At 47.3% G+C, this 20,231-nt stretch carries 17 protein-coding genes, 1 tRNA gene and 1 riboswitch; of the genes, 5 read left to right on the top strand and 13 right to left on the bottom strand.

What is annotated here, in order from left to right:
• Positions 1-219: 219 nt before the first annotated feature.
• Both H3S94_RS02450 and H3S94_RS02445 read right to left on the bottom strand, forming a co-directional pair.
• Positions 220-293, bottom strand: a tRNA-Gly gene (locus H3S94_RS02450).
• A gap of 55 nt (positions 294-348) precedes the next feature.
• Positions 349-1,443, bottom strand: coding sequence for a 2'-deoxycytidine 5'-triphosphate deaminase (locus H3S94_RS02445; protein WP_077990703.1), 1,095 nt, complete (start codon positions 1,441-1,443; stop codon positions 349-351).
• A gap of 79 nt (positions 1,444-1,522) precedes the next feature.
• Positions 1,523-1,588: riboswitch (SAM riboswitch) on the top strand.
• A 148-nt stretch (positions 1,589-1,736) separates the two neighbouring features.
• Here H3S94_RS02445 and H3S94_RS02440 point away from each other — a divergent pair.
• The 3 genes from H3S94_RS02440 to H3S94_RS02430 all read left to right on the top strand — a co-directional run bounded on the left by H3S94_RS02440 (position 1,737) and on the right by H3S94_RS02430 (position 5,742).
• Entirely contained in the window at positions 1,737-2,930 is a 1,194-nt protein-coding gene (locus H3S94_RS02440) for an O-succinylhomoserine sulfhydrylase (RefSeq protein ID WP_077990704.1), read from the top strand.
• 155 nt (positions 2,931-3,085) lie between these two features.
• Positions 3,086-4,951, top strand: a complete 1,866-nt coding sequence (gene mutL / locus H3S94_RS02435; RefSeq protein WP_198240182.1) for a DNA mismatch repair endonuclease MutL — start codon at positions 3,086-3,088, stop codon at positions 4,949-4,951.
• Positions 4,952-5,502: 551 nt separating this feature from the next.
• Positions 5,503-5,742 (top strand): DUF2093 domain-containing protein, encoded by a 240-nt coding sequence (locus tag H3S94_RS02430; RefSeq protein ID WP_075869960.1) that lies wholly within the window; start codon positions 5,503-5,505, stop codon positions 5,740-5,742.
• A 64-nt stretch (positions 5,743-5,806) separates the two neighbouring features.
• Here H3S94_RS02430 and lpxK read toward each other — a convergent pair whose 3' ends face one another.
• The 10 genes from lpxK to H3S94_RS02380 all read right to left on the bottom strand — a co-directional run bounded on the left by lpxK (position 5,807) and on the right by H3S94_RS02380 (position 17,298).
• Positions 5,807-6,829: a tetraacyldisaccharide 4'-kinase gene (gene lpxK, locus H3S94_RS02425; protein WP_198240181.1), complete on the bottom strand. Its 1,023-nt coding sequence runs from the start codon at positions 6,827-6,829 to the stop codon at positions 5,807-5,809.
• Complete coding sequence (waaA, locus tag H3S94_RS02420) at positions 6,819-8,141, bottom strand: lipid IV(A) 3-deoxy-D-manno-octulosonic acid transferase (RefSeq protein ID WP_077990709.1); 1,323 nt, start codon at positions 8,139-8,141, stop codon at positions 6,819-6,821. Before waaA ends, lpxK begins: the two co-directional genes overlap by 11 nt.
• 11 nt (positions 8,142-8,152) lie before the next feature.
• On the bottom strand, positions 8,153-8,908 hold the full coding sequence (locus tag H3S94_RS02415) for a lysophospholipid acyltransferase family protein (RefSeq protein ID WP_077990714.1): 756 nt from the start codon (positions 8,906-8,908) through the stop codon (positions 8,153-8,155).
• A 225-nt stretch (positions 8,909-9,133) separates the two neighbouring features.
• The gene (locus H3S94_RS02410; RefSeq protein WP_077990715.1) at positions 9,134-9,379 is read right to left on the bottom strand and encodes a DUF4170 domain-containing protein; all 246 of its coding nucleotides are present in this window, start codon (positions 9,377-9,379) and stop codon (positions 9,134-9,136) included.
• Positions 9,380-9,423: 44 nt separating this feature from the next.
• Positions 9,424-10,224 carry a 3'(2'),5'-bisphosphate nucleotidase CysQ gene (locus tag H3S94_RS02405; protein ID WP_198240180.1) on the bottom strand — a complete coding sequence of 267 codons (801 nt, stop codon included), beginning with the start codon at positions 10,222-10,224 and terminating at the stop codon, positions 9,424-9,426.
• Positions 10,211-11,542 carry a TldD/PmbA family protein gene (locus H3S94_RS02400; RefSeq protein WP_077990720.1) on the bottom strand — a complete coding sequence of 444 codons (1,332 nt, stop codon included), beginning with the start codon at positions 11,540-11,542 and terminating at the stop codon, positions 10,211-10,213. Before H3S94_RS02400 ends, H3S94_RS02405 begins: the two co-directional genes overlap by 14 nt.
• Positions 11,543-11,995: 453 nt before the next feature.
• Positions 11,996-13,324 carry a pitrilysin family protein gene (locus H3S94_RS02395; protein ID WP_198240179.1) on the bottom strand — a complete coding sequence of 443 codons (1,329 nt, stop codon included), beginning with the start codon at positions 13,322-13,324 and terminating at the stop codon, positions 11,996-11,998.
• 8 nt (positions 13,325-13,332) lie between these two features.
• Positions 13,333-14,685, bottom strand: a complete 1,353-nt coding sequence (locus tag H3S94_RS02390) for a pitrilysin family protein (RefSeq protein ID WP_225868134.1) — start codon at positions 14,683-14,685, stop codon at positions 13,333-13,335.
• 146 nt (positions 14,686-14,831) lie between these two features.
• Positions 14,832-15,389 (bottom strand): 16S rRNA (guanine(966)-N(2))-methyltransferase RsmD, encoded by a 558-nt coding sequence (gene rsmD / locus H3S94_RS02385; protein ID WP_369805685.1) that lies wholly within the window; start codon positions 15,387-15,389, stop codon positions 14,832-14,834.
• On the bottom strand, positions 15,370-17,298 hold the full coding sequence (locus tag H3S94_RS02380; protein ID WP_198240177.1) for a pseudouridine synthase: 1,929 nt from the start codon (positions 17,296-17,298) through the stop codon (positions 15,370-15,372). The genes rsmD and H3S94_RS02380 overlap by 20 nt, the downstream gene beginning before the upstream one ends.
• Before the next feature lie 175 nt (positions 17,299-17,473).
• Here H3S94_RS02380 and H3S94_RS02375 point away from each other — a divergent pair, with 175 nt between their 5' ends.
• Together H3S94_RS02375 and H3S94_RS02370 are read left to right on the top strand one after the other, a co-directional pair.
• Positions 17,474-17,923: a nucleoside deaminase gene (locus H3S94_RS02375; protein WP_198230572.1), complete on the top strand. Its 450-nt coding sequence runs from the start codon at positions 17,474-17,476 to the stop codon at positions 17,921-17,923.
• The gene (locus H3S94_RS02370) at positions 17,923-18,756 is read left to right on the top strand and encodes an aldo/keto reductase (protein ID WP_198240473.1); all 834 of its coding nucleotides are present in this window, start codon (positions 17,923-17,925) and stop codon (positions 18,754-18,756) included. The genes H3S94_RS02375 and H3S94_RS02370 overlap by 1 nt, the downstream gene beginning before the upstream one ends.
• A gap of 840 nt (positions 18,757-19,596) precedes the next feature.
• On the opposite strand, the gene H3S94_RS02365 is transcribed toward H3S94_RS02370, so the two are convergent.
• The gene (locus tag H3S94_RS02365; protein WP_077994415.1) at positions 19,597-20,226 is read right to left on the bottom strand and encodes a hypothetical protein; all 630 of its coding nucleotides are present in this window, start codon (positions 20,224-20,226) and stop codon (positions 19,597-19,599) included.
• Between the last annotated feature and the right edge of the window lie 5 nt (positions 20,227-20,231).

The raw sequence follows: 20,231 nt of genomic DNA, 5'->3' as shown, positions 1-20,231 counted from the left end.
TTAAAATAATTTTAAAAATATGTTCGGATAAATGAATTACATATATCAAAAATATAAATTTATAATCATTCAAAATAACGCCATAAAATTTTTTGTTTTTGAAAAATTCAATGGATTATATTTATTTAAATTGATCATAAATTCAAAATATAAGAGGAGAACAAAAATACTCTATAAACAGAAAATACTTTATAAAGGCTAGGGAAACAGCCAAAGAGCTGGAGCGGGTAGCGGGAATCGAACCCGCGCGTTCAGCTTGGGAAGCTGACAGGCTACCATTACATCATACCCGCAAAATGCGTGACACACGGATGCAATCTTTAATGCTTTTTGTCAAGCACCCTCTCATCAAAGTGGTTTAAAATGTTTTGACAGTTTCAAGCCCTGTGCCTGATAATTCGAGCCGAGATCACGCCCGTAGAGGGATTTCGGATGCCTCAACATATGTTCATAAACGAGATGGCCGACGATTTGTCCGTGTTCGAGGATGAAGGGAACTTCATGGCTGCGCACTTCAAGAACGGCGCGCGAGCCTTTGCCACCCGCTTCATTATTGCCGAAACCGGGGTCGAAGAAACCGGCATAGTGAACACGGAATTCGCCAATCAACGGGTCAAACGGTGTCATTTCGGCAGCAAAGAGCGGCGGTACGTGAACCGCCTCACGCGAGACGAGAATATAGAACTCGTCCGGATCAAGGATAAGCGAATGGGAACCCCGATCATAAATCGGCTCCCAAAAATCGAGCACATCGGCTACACCACGTTTATCCACGTCGATAACGCCGGTATGATGTTTGCCGCGATAGCCGACGAGTCCGTTTGAATTTCCCGTAAGATCAATCGAAAGTCCGACACCGCTTGCGGTAATATTGGGGTGGTCATCGGAAACCAGCATTTCTTTTTTGTGAAGAGCCAAGAGTTCGCTTTCATTCAACCCGCTCTTTCCTTTACGGAAACGGATTTGCGACAATCTTGAGCCGGTGCGGACAATAACGGGAAATGTACGCGGGCTTATTTCGAGGTAAAGTTGCCCATGATAACCACTGGTGACCTTATCAAATTCTTGTGCGTAATCGGTTATAATACGGGTAAAAATATCGAGCCGTCCGGTTGAACTTTTCGGATTGGCAGAGGCACTCAATTCGTCAGAAAGTGCGAGTGTCTCGATAAGCGGTACAATATAGACACACCCCGTTTCAAGCACCGCACCATTTTCGAGATCGAATTCATGAAGCTTGAATTGTTCAAGTTTATCAATCACTTGTTTTTCAGGGCCAGGCAGAAAAGAAGCACGGACACGATAGGCTTTTTTGCCCAATCGCAAATCGAGACTGGCCGGTTGTATCTGATCTTTGTCTAACGGGCGATCCGATTTCAAAATATTGTTTTCAAATAAACCCTGAATATCGCTATCTGCCAGAATGCCGCTTGAGCGTGCCATGATGACTACCTTTTCCTGTTTTCCATTCTCTCTTTAACCTGTTCACGGATTGACGCAAGCGGTTGAAGGGCATATGGAAGATTTATCCCGTGGTGATTTGGGCCGGCCGGCTTGCAGCCACGCTTGGGGTTATGGAATATAAACGCGTTCGGATGACAACGTAAAGTCTTCGGTGCCAATTCCATTCACCCCCTTGAAATGCTAAAAGGCCGTAAGATCAAGCGGACTTTTGGCATCTTGTTTTTCAATCTTTACCATGACGGCAAAGGTTTTTTGATGAAAGCAGGTGACTTATGACACTTAATCCGCATCGTAAATACCGTACCGCTACAGAAATGGTTCATGCGGGGGCTCAACGCTCTCCTTATGGAGAAGTCTGTGAAGCGATTTATTTAACCCAGGGCTTTACCTATCCGAGTGCCGAAGCAGCCGAAAGGCGTTTTGACGGAGAGGATCCGGGCTTTGTCTATTCACGTTATGCCAATCCGACCACAGATATGTTTGAAAAACGTATGTGTGCTTTGGAAGGGGCTGAAAGTGCGCGCGCACTCGCTTCGGGAATGGCCGCTGTCTCGACAGCTATTTTATGTTTTGTGAAAGCGGGCGACCATTTTGTTGCAGCCCGTTCCATGTTCGGTTCCTGCCGTTATATCATTGAAAAGGTTTTGCCCCGTTATGGCGTCGAGGTTTCAATCATTGACGGGCGTAAAATCGAAAATTGGGAAAAGGCAATTCGCCCCAATACACGCGGGATATTTTTTGAAACACCTGCCAATCCGACTTTGGAAATGGTCGACATTAAAGCGGTTTCGGAACTTGCCCATAAAGTTGGCGCAACTGTGATTGTCGATAATGTGTTCGCCACGCCGCTTTATCAAAAGCCGCTCGAACTTGGTGCTGATGTCGTTGTCTATTCAACCACCAAGCATATTGACGGGCATGGACGTTGTCTCGGTGGAATGATTTTATCGAGTGAAGAATGGATGACAGAAAATTTGCAGGACTTCTTCCGCCATACGGGACCCGGCATGAGCCCCTATGTCGCATGGCTTATGTTGAAAAGTCTTGAAACGCTCCCGCTTCGTGTCGAGGAAATGACACGCTCGGCAGCAAAACTTGCCGATTTTATCAGCGGGCATAAAGCGGTCGCAAAATGCATTTATCCGGGGCGTGACGACCACCCGCAAAGAGATATTGTAAAAAAACAGATGACCGGCGGTTCGACAATGATTGCCTTTGAATTGAAGGGTGGCAAAAAGGCTGCTTTTTCATTCTGTAATCATCTGACAATACCGCTTATTTCCAATAATCTTGGAGATACACGTTCGATCATGACCCATCCGGCAACCACAACGCACCAGAGCATCGGCCCCGAAGCACGCGCCGAACTTGGTATCAGTGATGGTTTGTTGCGTTTTTCGGTTGGTCTCGAAGATGTTGACGATTTGTTGGAAGATGTCGAACAGGCATTGAACGCTACACTCTGATAAATCCATTTTCCGGATTGTTCAAAATATGAGCGCGAGCTTTTTAAAAAGCTTGCGCTTTTTTAAATGGATTTATCTATTCAAGGGGGGGATAATGCCGGAGCGAGAATGTGCTTTCGCTATACGCGGGTTTGTAAATCGGTTATAATGACTTTATGACAATACATCATCTCAGTGAAACCGTAATTAACCAGATTGCAGCGGGCGAAGTGATCGAGCGTCCGGCAAGTGTGGTCAAAGAACTCGTCGAAAATGCTATTGATGCCGGTGCGACACGGATAGAAATTGTAACGGCAGGTGGCGGAAAAAGCCTGATCCGCGTGTCGGATAACGGGTGCGGTATTGCGGAGGACGAACTTGAACTGGCAATATCGCGTCATTGCACCTCCAAACTCGACGATAATGTTCACGACATCCATTCACTCGGATTTCGTGGTGAAGCTTTGCCGTCAATCGGGTCGGTTTCAAAGTTGAAACTGGTGTCACGTAGAGCTTCTTCTGAACATGCGGCTGAAATCGTTGTCAATGCCGGACATGTTGATGGGCCGCGTCCCGCAGCAGGTAACGCGGGAACAATTGTCGAAGTGCGTGATCTTTTTTATGTCACACCGGCAAGACTCAAATTCATGAAAACAGACCGTGCCGAAACCAATGCGATAACCGATATTGTCAAACGGATTGCCATTGCATTTCCGAATGTCCGTTTTTCACTTTCCGGTACAGATCGCTCGATGCTTGATTATCCCGCGACCGGTACAGGAGAAGAGGCACAATTACAGCGCATCACCCAAATTATGGGAAAAGATTTTGCCCCCAACGTTATTACTCTTGACGCGGTAAGAGAAGGGGTGGAGCTTAAAGGCTTTGCGGGCATACCGTCATTCAATCGGGGTAACAGTCTCCATCAGTTTGCTTATGTGAACGGCCGACCTGTGCGCGATAAATTGATATTGGGCGCTATTCGCGGGGCTTATGCCGATGCGATGGCGCGCGACCGCTATGCGGTATGTGTGCTTTTCATCAATCTTCCTTCATCCGATGTCGATGTCAATGTCCATCCGGCAAAGGCGGATGTGCGTTTTCGCGATCAGAGTTTAGTGCGCGGGCTTATTGTTGGTGGCATTCGCGAAGCTTTAAGCCATGCCGGCATTCACCCCGCAACGACAGGGGCGGACGCAATGCTCAAAAGTTTCCGCCCTGATGGCATACCACTATCATCATCTGTTCCGCCGCGTCCGACTTTTTATAATAATAGAGCTTTTTCCTATAATTCTTTTTCAAGAGCGCCTGTTCCACCGGCCGCACAAATGGTCAACAAGCCGCTTTATACAACACCTTCCTCAAGCTTTAACGAAGACTATGGAAATGTGTTGGGCGAACTCGATCAACCGACGACCGATAGCCGTCCGGCAATGGAAATTCCAACTGTCGAGGAACAGCGTTTTCCCCTTGGTGCTGCACGCGCCCAAATTCATAAAAACTATATTATCGCCCAAACTGAAGACAGCCTTATTATTGTCGATCAACATGCAGCACATGAGAGGCTGGTTTACGAGGCTTTGAAACAGGCACTCTATTCCAAGCCTTTGCCATCCCAAATGTTGCTTATTCCGGAGATCGTGGAATTACCGGAAGAAGATACAACCCGGCTTTTGGCACATGCAGAGACATTGCAAAAATTCGGGTTGAAAATCGAAGCATTCGGCCCCGGCGCCGTCGCGGTTCGCGAAACACCGGCCATGCTTGGCGAGGTGGATGTCAAAGGCCTTATTGCCGATTTGGCCGATGAAGCCGCCGATTATGATACAACAAACGGGTTGAAAGCGATGCTCGATTATGTTGCGGCAACCATGGCCTGTCACGGCTCGGTGCGTTCCGGCCGCTTGTTGCGTGCGGAAGAGATGAATGCGCTTTTACGCCAGATGGAAGCAACTCCGGGTTCCGGAACTTGTAATCACGGACGCCCGACTTATGTCGAGTTGAAACTTACCGATATTGAAAGATTGTTCGGCCGCCGTTGATTGTTTTGATGTCGAAACGCTGCGGGTGTCTGTTCGTAACCGTCACTTAAGAACCGACGGTTCTGGATGAAAAAACCGGTTTGCAGCTTTGTCTGCCAATTTTATGTGCCCGAACAGGGTTTATGATGCGCCCGAAATTATGCGCCCGAACTTATGCAACCGGAATTATGTGGCCGAATTAAATCGGGAACGCTTCGGATGATCGGGGTCTCGTGTTTATTTCTAAAAAACAGCTTCGCCTTTCCGTTTACCGTGAAGTCATTTGTTGAAATTTACCGATGTGGTTCTCTTCTCTTAATAAAAACCGTCCGGCTTCCGGTTTTGACAGTTCGTGCCGGATGAGTGCTGAAAGCTTGAATGAGAAAAATCCTGAACGAAAACCTCGTCGATGAGATAATGCATAGAAGAGATAAAAAGTGAACCTCTCAAAATGACCGAAAGGTTTGAACACCTATCAATAGTTTCGTGAGCGAAGGATTTAAGGCTTTTATAGTTTTACCCGACGCTTTATAATGATCGCCAATGAGCAATCTGAAAGGTTTAGAATAATGATGTTTCCCGGTGGTGAACGCGAGGCGCAACTCCATTACCTGAGTGGCGATTATGAAGTTTTAACACACGGAACTTATGTTTTATGTGCAATTACAGGCGAGAAAATTCCGTTGGACGAACTGAGATACTGGAGTGCGCCCCGTCAGGAAGCTTATGCAAGTTGCGAAATTTCCTATCGCCGTGAACTTGAATGCGATCCCCGTTTACGTAAGCTTTTAGGCACAACACTTAAAAAATAAATGTTATTGCCGGTTTATGCATTCGGTTTAAATAAAAGCGCCAGTTCTGGGCGCTTTTTGTTTTTTACTCTTCAAAAGTGCGGTTTTTGAACGCTTCGAGTGTTTCGTTTATCCGTTGTTTACAAAAATCCGCATCATCAAATTGAACCTCGACATCGAACACAACAAGATTTTCAAGCTTTTTGTCCTGCCCGTCGGTTTTTAAACGGGCAAAATCCTTTGCGGTGGTAGCAATGGAAAGATGTTCTGTCCTTGCCGTGCCGGTAATGTCATCAAGATCGAAATCTGTATAAAAATGATGGTCGGCATAAATTCGCGTTTGTTCAACTTTGCCTTCCAATTCGCCAATCGAACGGAAAAATTTTTGCGGATTTCCTATGCCTGCAAAGGCCAGAAATTTTTTGCCCGAAACAGTATCGCTGGCAGAGGGCATAAGATGGGCAAAGTTCAACGGTTTTGCTGCACGGGCTGCCATATGGATAACTTCGTTACCTTTGTTCCCATTGCCGATCATCAGCACACCGTCGGTATAGGCAAGTTGGGTTACAAGCGGTGCACGGAGTGGCCCCGCCGGAAACACTGCATTGTTCCCCAAGCCCCGCAGGCCATCCACAACCATCAAAGCATAGTCAATGAAGAGACGGCGACTTTGGAAGCCGTCATCCATCAAAATAAAATTGCAGCCCTGCTGTTTTAAAAGTTTTGCTGCTTCCAACCGGTCGGTGGCTACGGCAACAGGTGCATGTCGGGCAAGAAGCAATGGTTCGTCACCGACTTCGCGCGCTTTATCCATTTGCGCGTCAACCAGATGGGCACTGCGAATTTCACCACCATAACCACGCGAAACAATGCCCGGATTAAGACCAAGTTTTTTGGCTGCTTCCGCAAGGCTGATAACAACGGGCGTTTTTCCTGTTCCACCAAGCGTAAAATTGCCGACACACAAAACCGGAAGATCAATCACCGGAACATTTTCCCGTTCCATTCTACGGCGGGCAAAAAAACCGTAAATCCATGAAACCGGAAGTAAAAGCCAACGCATGACTTTCTGTTCATTCCACCAGAAGTCCGGCGCTTCACCAACCATGATTGGTATCCTGATGATGAAGCTTGGCCTGCATAATCAAAGGATCAATAAACGGGCGTAACACTTTTAATGTGCGTTCCAGTGCTCCGCTCATATTGGTGGCCGTGTCATAGGCCGCCTCGATCATTTCATAGCGTAACGGTTCATGTGTCAAAAGTGTATTGAGCTGGACAGCCAATTGCGTGGCATCTTCAACGACTCTCGCCGCATTATTGGCAAAAAATACATCGAATGTGTCTTTGAAATTTTCCACATGCGGGCCTGTCAGGATAGCTGATCCGAGAAGCGCCGGTTCAAGCGGATTGTGCCCTCCGGTTTCCGTTAAAGATTTGCCGATAAAGGATACTTTTGCAAGTTGCAAAAACACTCCCATTTCACCAATCGTATCAACGAGTATAATATCGGTATCCTCATCAGGCATCCGTTTTTCACTGTGTCGAATAACGTGAAGGGACTTCTTTTCAAGTTCTTCCATGATCGCGTCAGCCCGTTCGGGATGACGGGGCACAATGATTGTCAAAAGATTGGGTAGCCGTGTTTTTAGAGCGATATGAACTTCGGCAGCAATATTTTCTTCACCCTCATGGGTAGAAATCGCCGCCCAAACCAGCCGGTTATGCAGACTTTCCCGATATTGCATTAACAGATTTTTGTCCGCTTCCGGTGCAATATCCGCTTTCAGATTTCCTGAAACCGCGACTGTTTTGACGCCGAGCGCATGATATTGTTCGGCATCACTTTCGCTTTGACCAATGGCAGCGTCAATCTGCCTGAAAATATGCGAAGCGAGAGCCGGCCGTTTTTGCCATGAATGGAATGAACGAGCGGACATATGTGCGTTCACCATAACTTGCGGGATATGACGGCGCGCAAGCCCGTTGATTCGTAAGGGCCAGATTTCGGATTCGCAAACAAGTGCCAGATCGGGTTTCCAATGGTCAAGAAATCTTCTGATTGCCGGTTTGACATCAAGTGGTGCAAACTGGTGGATAACCCGGCTGCCAAAACGGTTTTCAATGAGACTTGCAGATGTAACAGTGCCGGTTGTCAAAAGAACATTGATATGAAGCTGCAAAATACGTTCGATCAGAGGAACCAGTGCCAGCGTTTCCCCGACACTTGCCGCATGAAGCCAGATAAGCGGCCCTTCAGGGCGCTTTTTATTGGTACGCCCCATACGTTCGCGTTTGCGGTGCGGGTCTTCCTTGCCGCGTGCGGCTCTTATCGAAAGATAGAACGGAACGAGTGGACTAATCAGGCCGCCTGCCATGCGATAAAGATATAGCGCTGTGCGAGCCTTGAATTCCTTCATAGTGCTCCCCCCTATTTTCTTTCTTTGAGGCGTTTTTCTGCCTCGTCGGTCAGACGGTTCATTATATCAGAAAGTTCGATGCGTTTTTGTTCCATAAGGTCTTCATCTGCATCTTCCGGCACATAGAACGCATCTCCCATAAGAAATATAGAATGTCCAAAAGGGAGCGGAATTACGGTTTTGTCCCATGTTTTTTCGAGAATTTTCACGTGTGAAAAAGAATATATATAGGGAATAATGGGGCGACCGGAAATTTTTGCCAGTAAAATAATGCCTTTTCCGGCTTCCCGCGCTTTTCCATGGGCAATATCGGCAATCATTGCCGCCGTTTTACCTTCTTGCAACGCACGTTTCAATGTAAGCAGTGCCCGTGCACCGCCTTTGTCGGTATTCTGGTGCTTGCTCCGTCCGCCCGAACCGCGCACTGTTTCGAGTCCCAGTTTTTCGCCGACTCTTGCATTGATTTCGGCATCGGCAGAGCGGGAAAACATGGCAATGATATGTTCTTTTTTAGGGCGCAAGAACGGCCCCATAATATGGCGCCCGTGCCAGAAAGTGATGATAAAAGGATTGTAGGCATCATGGGCTTTTTGCGGGTCATCAGAACCTTTAAGCCGTGGATTGGTCCAATAAACCAGCCGCAAATAATTGGCCATCAGTGACACGACAATCGCTTTGGTGACGCGTGCATTCATCAAAGGATAGCGAATTTTGCGCCATAAGCGGTTTAAAATGCCCGATTTTTTCTTCTTTTTTTGCTCAGTCATTCAATTGTCGAACCGATCACTTTTAACACGGACGGTCGCAACCCTCTTGTTGGAAGACAAACACAGCCTGCAAAGGCGTTTCGAGAGCGCCTTTGCCTTATACGAGTGCATTGTCATACTCTCCTGTCAATATCAAGAGAAGCCAACCGAATGCACTACCGAGAATATAAAAATGCTTCAAAAAGCGTTAAAATTATAGTGTTTCGTTTCAAAACTGGCAAATAGCTATTTGCTGTCGGAATGTTCAGGATCCAGCAAGCGGTGAAGGTGAACAATGAAATAACGTTGCAATGCATTATCGACGCTCGATTGGGCTTTTGCCCGCCATGCGGCCTCGGCCGACTTATAATCAGGAAAAATTCCTACAATATCTAGTTTATCGAGATCACGAAATTCATTGCTATCAAGGTTTTTTAATTCTCCACCAAAGACCAGATGCAATAATTGTTTCGGTTCACCTGTCGTGCTCATATATACCTCCTTATTGCCTTACCCGTATCCGGATTCCGGAAGGATTACCTCAATCGGGTTTTTCGGACAATATCTACCATGTTATCAAGTCGACCTTTAATACATGCAATCAAAAAATCGTGTTCATAGGGCGGATTTCCGTAAACGGGAGGCACATTATTAAAGTCCTGTATCAAACCGCCACATTCCTGCAAAATAAGATCAGCCGCAGCAATATCCCAATCATGGCTTTCGGGCTTTATCAGGACGATGTCTATTTTGCCTTCGGCAGCAAGTGCAATACGATAGGCAAGAGAGGGGAGATAATGTGCGAAATCGACCTTGGATTTGAAGGTTTCCGGTAACTTTGCTTCAAATTTTCCGGTCGCCGAAACAACGAGTTTTCCCTCATGCCCTTCAAGAAGCGGAAGTTTATTTCCATTGAGGCTGGCACCTTTGCCCCGTTCCGCCTTATAGACAGAACGGGTTGCAGGGCAATCAAGAACGCCGACTTGCGAAATTCCCTCTTCGATCACTGCCACCGATATACACCAATGATGGGAGCCGGAAAGAAAGCCGCGTGTTCCGTCAATCGGATCGACCACGAAATATCTTTGATAGTGCCTGTCCGGACGTTCGTCTTTGGTTTCTTCGGAAATCCAGCCATAATCGGGGCGGGCGGCCAATAAGAGTTCTTTGAGAACTTTATCGGCAGCAAAATCGGCTTCGCTTACCGGTGAATTTCCGGGTTTGATCCAGACTTTCGGATCCCGACCGAAATAGCTGAACGCTGTTTCTCCTGCTTGTCGAGCAGCATTGCTGATAAGCTCCAGATCTTCGGAATTGATCGTATTATTTGCCTGCAAGGGTCATTCCTTCAATCAACAGAGTGGGGGCTGCCGTGCCATAGCGGCGGTCAATGTCGCTTGCCGGTGTCAGATGTGACAACATATCAATGAGATTGGAACCGAGAGTGACTTCACTTACCGGATAGGCAAGTTCACCATTTTCAATCCAGAACCCCGATGCACCACGGCTATATTGACCGGTCACAAGATCAACGCCATGGCCGAAGAGTTCGGTTACGTAAAAACCGGTTTTGATTGCCTTCATCATGTCTTCAGGTGTCTGATTTCCCGGTTCAATTGCAAAATTGGTGCTTGCCGGTTGCACAGAAGAAGCCGAGCGTACCCCGTGCCCATTGGTTTGAAGGTGAAGTTCACGTGCGACAGATGATGATAAAAACCAGTGTTCGAGAACGCCATTCTCGATAATATTCAAGGCCATCCCTTCCACACCTTCCCCGTCAAAGGGGCGGGAAGCATTTCCGCGCTTTTTCAAAGGCTGATCGGTTATGGTAATTGTCGGCTTCATAATTTGTTCGCCCATGCGATTTTGCAACAGGCTGGTTTTACGTGCAACAGCAGCACCATTCACCATTGAAGCAATGTGTCCGGCAATGCCGCGTGCCATTCTCGGCTCGAAAATAACATTGACAGTTCCGGTTTTCGGCTTTTGCGCATTCAATCGTCTCACCGCACGCTCGCCGGCATTTTTCCCGATTTTTGTTGTTTTGTCGAGATCTTCATGGTGAAGAGCTGTCGTGTAATCATAATCACGTTCCATTGCCGTTCCTTCACCGGCAAGTGCGCTGCATGAATAGGAAAAACGGCTTGATTGATAGCTACCGCAAAATCCGTCGCTGGTGACAAGAACCAGTCCGCCGCTACCATAGGCAGATGTTGCACCACCGGAATTTGTAACACCCTTGACCGATAGGGAAGCATTTTCGATTTCGAGAGCTTCTTCTGTCAGACGTTCGCTATCCGGAACAAATGGATCATAAAGATCAAGATCTTTCGGATTTTTAACAAGGAGAGAGCGATCAGCCAAACCTTCAAAAGGATTTTCAGGCGAAACTTTAGCCATGGCAACCGCACGTTCTGCGAGGCTTGCCGGATCTGCCGAAAGATTGGCCGAAATGCTTGCAACTTTTTTGCCGACAAACACGCGCAATGAAAAGTCGTCATTTTCGGAAGCTTCGGTTGCTTCTACTTTTCCAAGCCTTACCGATACACTAACCGAACGCGAGCGAATGATGACCGCATCAGCACTGTCGGCTCCGGCTTTGCGCGCAGCCTCTACAAGGGCAGACGCTTTATCAATTTGGCTGTTGTGAACCATAGAAGATTCCTCTTAATCATTTCGCTCAAGATTTATAAAAACTTGTGCAATAAAACTCAATTCTTTTCATAAAATATATATGAAGAAGTCTGTCGAGCCTATTTCAAGTGACAAAAATTGGAAAACGTTTTGAACAAACCCGTTTTTTCAACAAACAGGCATTAACCTTCTAGAGGGGCGGCGATTTTTTTCAAAAAGCCCGCCGGTATTATTTAAAAATTCCGGTTTTGAACGGTTTTGAACGGTTTTGAACGGTTTTGCCGGTCGAAAGAAGGAAGCTTCTTCCATAAGCCGGAAGATAGAGCCTCTGACCGGTACAAGACCTTATGCGAGAAGATATTTTGAAAATGGTGTCAAAGGCAGTGATGAATGATAGGCGTTTTGACCGGAAAATATATTGCGGTTTTAGGGATTCGATGTCGATTTTAAAAAACCGGCATCGAACAATTCATTTTAACCTTTGGATGGCCCGATAACCAATAAAGCAGGTTCCGGACGAAGCAGCTTTTCAGCAATTGCTTTGACTTGTTCACGCGTTACAGCATTGATGAGCGCCTGACGTTTTTCAATATAATCTATCGGCAGATTTTCATCCTGCAGGCCGACAAGTGTTGCGGCAATGTCAGAAGATGATCCCATATTCTGCACAGCATAGGAACCGATGACATAGCTCTTGGCATCTTCAAGTTCCTGTTCACTCACCCCGTCGTCGGCCATTTTTTTGACTTCATTGCGAATGGTAGCGAGCGTTTTTTGTGCTTCGCTTGAACGTGTGCCGGTTGACACAGCCAAGGCGGACGAATGTTCATAAAGCATGAGTGAAGAACCGACCGTGTAGGCAAGGCCGCGTTTTTCACGGACTTCCGAGAACAGACGCGATGTAAGCCCCGGCCCACCCAGAATATAATTCATGAGATAAGCAGCAAAAAATTGAGGATCATTACGTTTGACACCGGGGTAAACAAGCATCAGGGATGTTTGCGGCAAATCATAATTGACATTGGCCATACCGCCGAGATTGAGCTTGGCTTCTTCTATTTTTTGAAGGTCTGCTTTTTCCGGCAGAGCGCCGAATATTTTGTCGATTATTGTTGCCGCTTCTTCCGCCTTCACCGGCCCGACAATGCCGATATGGATATTGTCGCGGGCAAACATGGCACGATGTGCTTTAAGAAGATCGTCACGACTTATAGTGCCTAATGTCTCCGGTGTTCCTTCTCCCTTTTTTGAATAAGGATGTTTGCCATAAATCAATGTTAAAAGACGGTTTTGAGCAATGGTTTTCGGGTCTTTTTCGGAAGCTTTAAGCTCGGCAACCAGTTGTTCGCGGATACGCTCGATCGCTTCGTCATCAAAGCGCGGCTTTTGAACAGCAAGAGCCAGCAAATTGATAGCTTCGTTTCTTTTATCGGCGAGCATTTTCATGTTTCCGCGCATCCGGTCGCGATTAACCGAAAATGCCATTTCAGCACCGAGATCATCAAGACGCCCCTGAAATGCTTGTGAGTCGAGATCACCGGCACCTTCATCAAAAAGGCCTGTCATCAGGTTTGCCAAACCTTCTTTGCCTTCAGGATCCTGCGTTGTTCCCCCGCCAATAGAAAATTGTATGGAAACAACCGGTACAGTATTGTCTTCCACAAGCCAGCCGTGAAGGCCTTTTTTGGACGTTACATTTTCGATGTTCAACGCACCGGCAACGGATACGCCCAATCCGAGGCTTAAAAATAGTGAAAAAGCAAGGATCGAGGCACGATGGAAAATATGCGGTTTCTTGTTCATGGCGACCCTCATTTGCTTTTCTTTTGTTGGTTTACGTCGTGTGGCAGGGCTTCGTGAACGGGCGGCAACAAATAGCTGGTTACGCTTTTGTCCGTATCGAGATAACGGTTGGCAACGGCTTTGATATCGTCCGTCGTCACTTCCTTCAGCCGCTCCGGCCAATGGGTAACATCATCAATATTCATGCCGACGGAAAGGGAACTTCCGTATATTTGTGCGAGACCGGCCGGACTATCGAGAGAGAATATCATATTCTTGATAAAACGATTGCGCGCCTGATCGAGCTCGGTTTTAGTGACGCCATTCTTGCGAATATCTGCAATTTCATCGGCAATTTGTTGTTGGACATCATCGAGGCTTGCCTCTCCGCGAGGCATTCCATAGAGGTAAAACAAACCGTCATCAACAGCATTGCCGCTATAATTGGCACCGACAGATGCTGCCGACCCGTTTTTGACAACCAGCTTCTGGTAAAGCCGTCCCCGTGGTGCGCCTCCTAAAATTTCACCAAGCAAATCAAGTGCTTCGGCTTCATTTTTGACTTTTGTATTATGATAGGAGGGAACCACCCACATTTTCTGGAAACTTGGTTCACTCACCCGCGGGTCATGCATTGTCACAGTGCGAAGTGTTCTTTTTTCCGGTTCTTGCGGGCGGATACGCGGGCCGATTTCAGAACGAACCGGCAATTTTCCGTAAATGTCGGAAGCCATTTCGCGCACTTTTTCTGCTGTAACATCGCCCGATATAATAAGCGTTGCATTATTCGGGGTGTAATATTTATTGTAAAAATCAATCGCATCATCCCGTGTCAACTTTTCCATTTCCTGTTTCCACCCGATAACAGGATTATGGTAGGGGCTGTTCATGAATAATGTTGCCCGCGTTTCTTCGGCAAGTATGGCATCAGGGCTGTTGTCGGTGCGCATCCGCCGTTCTTCGATAATAACATTTCTTTCAGGCGCGATCACATCATCCGTTAAAACCAGATTTTCCATCCGGTCTGCTTCAAACTTCATAATTGTTTCGAGATAATCGGAAGCAACGCTTTGATAGTAACCGGTATAGTCATAGGACGTGAATGCATTTTCTTCACCACCGATTCTGGCAATGAATTTGGAAAATTCACCGTCTTTATGGGTGGCAGTGCCTTTAAACATCAAATGTTCGAGAAAATGGGCAATACCGGTATGTCCCTTCGGCTCGTCGGCCGAACCGACATGATACCAGATCATCTGTGTAACAACCGGCGCGCGATGATTTTCGATCACAACAACTTGAAGTCCATTTTTCAAGGTAAAACTTTGCGTTGGACCGGATTTTGTAATTTCAGGAAGATCAGTTTTGTCTGAAGCTGTCATTTGTTGCTCCGTCGGATTTTTCCCGCTGGTCTCTTCGGCATAAAGGGGAAAAAGCGCGCTTGTAGACAAAAGAACGCCGAACGTCGCTTTTAAAACCGTTTTTCTCATCAATTCAGGCACAGGCAAAACCTCTCTCGGCTGTTTCATCACAATTGTAACATATAGATATAAATAATTGTGCCACCATAATGACGCTCATCGTCAAGCTTAAAAATTTCCGGTAAACGAATTGTGGCCTCTTTGGTCTCTTCAAGCACAAAAAGCGCACCATTTTTAACCCAATGGCCTTCAACAGCGGCAGAAAAAGCTTGTTCGCCGAGGCCTCGACCATAAGGCGGGTCGGCAAACACAATGTCGAATGGCTGCATCGTTCCGATCTGCCCCAAACGGGTTGCATCGCGGCGTAACAGGCGGGTAACACCCTGTAACCCGAAGGCTTCGATATTTTTATGGATTAATCCGCGCCCTTCAACCGATTGCTCGACAAAAGTGCAGGTTTCCGCACCACGCGAAAGTGCTTCAATGCCGAGCGCACCGGTTCCCGAAAACAGATCAAGCACGCGCTTGCCATTCCAGAAATTATCTTGACGCGATCCCAGAATATTGAACAGGCTTTCACGCGTGCGGTCGGTTGTCGGGCGGATTGCCTGACCGGTAGGCGTTGCAAGATGGCGTCCGGAAAATTTACCGCCGACGACCCGCACTCGCTCCTCCATCCGGTCGACCGGAACGTTGGCTGCCGGTACGCCCGTTTCCTTTTGTGCCGCCCTTACGATCTAAAAATTTGCCGGTTTTTGCAGGCTTACCGGCAAAGGCTTTTTTCCCGCCGCGGTCATTTTTGGAGGAAAATGGTCTTTCCGACCGATTTCCGGAAAAATGTGCCGATTTTCTTTGTTCTACCCCATCGGAATTTTCCGATTTGTAATGGCGGCGCGGAAAGCCGAAACCACCTTCGCTACTCTTTGAAGAACTGTGATATTTTCTTTCAGGGCGATCAAATTTTCTTTCCGGCCGATCAAAGTCCTGATTTTTAGAAAATTTCCGTTCCGTAAGATATTTTCTTGGTGGTCTTCCGGCAGCCGGGGAAGATTTATGGCGAAAGGATTTCTTTTCACCTGCAAATTCGTGATTGTGCCCGTGATCGGGGCTATCGTTTTCCGATCGTCTATAAGTTCCGGTTTTCGGATAATCGCTGTTGTTCCGATAGCCTGTCGGGCCTTCATAGTCTTCTGACGAGCGCTCTTTACGGAATTTCTGTTTGAAATCGGGTTTGCGGGCCGATTTATCGAAATGTTTTTCACGGCGGTCAAAATGTGTGTCGCTCTCGCTTTGCGAAGCACGATGCGGATGACGGCGAGCGGCTCTCTCTTCAAAGCCGTTATCATTTCTTTCCTGTTCATCTCTCGTCCGCCAGAATTTCTTATGCGCGGTTTGAGGGCGGGCGCCGGGAGCCATCCAGACATTGGAACTGCGCAATCGCTGAGGTTCGGCTTCGGGCTTTTTCTCGAACGCTTTTTTAAAGGGTGCAGATTTACTGCCGAATTTATCGTTCCGTTTATTAAAACCGTCAGGTCTTGTTGAAAGCTGGTCGCGGCCACGTTCGGCAAAATCGGCTTTTTTCCAACGTTTGTAAAAACGGGGGGCTTCCGGTGTTGAAGAAATCCAGCCGTCATCCGAAACAGCCGGTTTTTCGCGCGGCTTTTGTTCACCAACGACAGGGGCATTGGAAAACGGTTTCAAAATCGGCAAATCGAAATCGGCATTGGCCTCTTCGATAAGGCGTTCGCCCAACTGGTCGCGCAATGTGCGGCCTTTCAGTTCGCGCACAGCACCTTCTTCAAGGTCGGCAAGCTGGAAGGGACCGAAAGAGATGCGGATAAGACGTGTGACGGTCAGTCCCAGAGCACCCAGAATATTCTTGACCTCGCGGTTTTTACCTTCTCGTAAAGCCACTGTCAGCCAGACATTCGTTCCTTGTTCGCGTTCAAGGGTTGCTTCTACCGCACCATAAAAAATACCGTCTATGGCAATACCGTCTTTCAATGTGTCAAGATCGGCTTGCGTGACTTTGCCATGTGCACGAACACGATATTTGCGCACCCAACCGGTTGACGGTAATTCAAGAACACGGGCAAGCCCTCCGTCATTTGTGAGAAGCAGCAAGCCTTCTGTGTTGATATCGAGCCGGCCAACCGAAAGAACGCGCGGCATTCCCTCCGGCAAGCTGTCAAATACCGTAGGACGACCTTCCGGATCACGGTTGGTTGTTACCAGTCCGGCGCGTTTGTGGTAAAGCCAGACGCGGGTGCGCTCAATGGGGGGCAAGGGTTTGCCATCAACGGTAATCGCATCTGTGCGTTTGACATTGAATGCAGGCGTATCAAGCACTTTACCGTTAACCGCAATACGCCCTGCTGCAATCATGGTTTCAGCGTCACGCCGTGATGCAATTCCGGCGCGTGCCAATCTTTTGGCAATACGTTCGCTGCCATCGCTTTCTTCGGTGGTCTTTTCCCTTGACTGTTTGGGGGCTTTCTTTCCACGCGGGTCGAAATTATTTCTTGTATCCCCCCGGTCATTTTGCGGTTTCTTATTGCCGCGATCATATGTCATCTCACATTATCCTTTAGAAGCACCGGGGCGCATTGTTCATTTTTAACCGCTCTAGCTTATTTTTTTCTGATATGGAATCTCTTTCATCAGGTGTTTTCTGCTAAACTGTCATAAATGACATAAATGGTCGATAAAATCCAATTGTTCCGGAGCTTCAGGCGACTGAAAGGCAAAAATGACAAAAACGCCAATGGAAATAGCTTTTGATGAAGCCTTGATTGCAAATACCAACGACGAAGTGCCGGTCGGTGCTGTTATTACCAAAGCGGGTAAAATCATCGCCAAGGCTTCCAACCTGACGCATAGGAATTTCGATCCGACAGGTCATGCGGAGATACGGGTTATTCGTATGGCGTGCGAGGCGCTTCAAAGCGAGCGATTGATAGATTGCGATCTTTATGTGACATTGGAGCCCTGTACAATGTGCGCGGCCGCCATATCTTTTGCACGTATAAGGCGACTTTATTTTGCCGCAGGCGACGAAAAAGGCGGCGCGGTTGAACATGGTGTGCGCTTTTATCATCAGGCAACTTGTCATCATCGGCCGGAGGTTTATTCCGGTTTGGGTGAAAGACGGGCATCCCTGTTGCTCAAGAATTTTTTTGCAGGAAAAAGGGAAGAATGATGAAAACAGTAAAATTCCCGAACGGTTCGTTCGTGCCCGCTTTAGGACAGGGAACATGGGGTATGGGCGAGGGAATAGCTCCCGTCGAAGCGGAAGCCGATTCTTTGCGTGCCGGTCTTGATCTGGGATTGAAACTTATTGACACGGCCGAAATGTATGGAAATGGTGGATCCGAAAGGGTGGTTGGTGAAGCTCTTGTCGGGCGACGTGACGATGCCTTTGTTGTTTCAAAGGTTTTGCCAAGTCATGCTTCACGAAAAGGGACGATTGCTGCGTGCGAACGCAGCCTTAAAAATTTAAAAATCGAAAAAATAGACCTTTATCTTCTTCATTGGCAAAGCAGTATTCCTTTGAGCGAAACGGTGGAAGCTTTTGAACAACTTGTCGAACAAGGAAAAATCGGTTCCTGGGGTGTTAGCAATTTCGATACCGCACTCATGCAAAAACTCGAAGCTGTTTCGCTGAAAGGTCACATTGCAACGGATCAGATACTTTATAATCTGTCGCGTCGCGGGCCTGAATTCGACCTTATACCGTGGTGTGAAAAACGTGATATTCCGGTTATGGCCTATGCGCCGATCGAACAGGGACGCATCATGAAAAACCGTGATCTGATCGCGCTTGCGGCAGAACTCGATATTGCCCCGTCTGTTCTTGCTCTGGCTTGGGTAATCCGCAATCCGCTGATGATTGCTATCCCGAAAACCTCGTCAATTAAACATTTGCGTGAAAACGTCAAAGCGCTTGATCTCGCACTCGACCGCAATGTTTTAGAGCGACTTGATAAAATATTTTTGCCACCATCACAGAAACAACCCCTTGAGGTTATCTGAGAAACGTAAAAAACTCTTTTTGAAAGCCGAATGTTTGAAACAAGCGGATGGAGAGCGTTCAGAAAGACTGGACAACAGGAATGGCTGTTTTTTTGGCCTCTTGAAGCGAAGAAGAAGGGAAAAATCGCGAAGTTGATGAGAGAAACACTTATTTTAGAAAGTCCAACCTGTTCCTGAACACTTTGTTTGCTTGCCGGTTGGTTTGCTTGCTGGCCGGTTTGCTTGCTGGCCGGTTTGCTTGCCGGTTGGTTTGCTTGCTGCCGGTTTGCTTGATAGTCGGTTTGGAAGCTCCAAAAGAAATCCACATTGATTGAAGATTGACTTAACGGGCATTTGAAACAAGTGAATGAATTGAACAAAGAACGCTATTTTTACCAGGTGTTTCCCGAATAAAAATGAACGACGAGACCTTCGCCCAAGGCGAGTTTGGAGGTTGCCCGAATAGCCGCATTTATCGAGACAAACAGGCCATGATATGCACCCATTGCTATAGCCGTTTGATAGGGCGAAAAGTTTCAATCCGGAAGCGACTTTATTATTGCGTATACGTTTGGAGCTTTTTCACATTGTCAATGCAACAGTCGATGTAACAGTCAATATAACCGTCGATCTAACATGTAACGGGTGAGGTCAATGTAAAATGCGTTGAAAGGGGCAATGGAACATGTAACGGGAGGCTAAGACAGTATAAAAAACGGAATGACTTGGCTGAAGCTACAGCCAGCGAACGGACAGTCTTCATACCTTTCAAGCAAAATCAAACTCGTGCCCTATCGGGAAAACCGGTGTGTTTTCACAAAAGAATAAACTGTTCAAGAACAGGGGGCATTGCCTTGATATTTAGAAAGGCCACCAGCTCTTTTTGCCAGAAGTTTCCTTCATGGCTTTCTTTCTCTCGCGTTCTTTCTTCGCTTCGTCTTCACCTTTATCCCCGACCGGTGCCGATGCCGCCGGTTGGCGATAGCTTAACGGAGGTTCACTCAGATATTTGCGTGTAGTGGATGAACCGCCTTCATTTTCTTTTTTGCGGCGTAAATATTCGGCACGCTGTTCCTTGTCATTATTCACCTGCTCGTTACGGTGGATGCCATTCAACCAATCACTCGAACCGGTCGATTTCGTTTCTTTGCCGCTATCGGGAACGATAGGTGAGACATAGTTCGGGTTATTCTGGTTGGCCGTTGCTTCATCGCGCAATCTCTGGCGCTTCTGTTCCGGCGATTCCGGCCAATCAGGCGTACCCGTCTGGGCAACATTGGTTTGTGGTTGGGGAAGAACGCCTTTTGTACCGGGAGCAGGGCGAACCAGTTCCGGACGGGGCTTTGTGTCAACCTGATTCCGGTTATTATTCGATCTGATTGATGCAATATTTGAAAAATCGTCGATCAACTGTTTTCCGGTCGATTTGTCCGTTCCATAGGTCGGGCTGGAAACACCGCACCCCGTCAGCATAAGACCGGCCGTAACCATACCCG

The sequence above is a fragment of the Bartonella sp. B10834G3 genome (assembly GCF_016102505.1).
Taxonomy (GTDB): Bacteria; Pseudomonadota; Alphaproteobacteria; order Rhizobiales; family Rhizobiaceae; genus Bartonella; species Bartonella choladocola.
The sequence above is the reverse complement of the archived record's forward strand: the minus strand, read 5'-3'. Positions and strand labels throughout refer to the sequence as shown.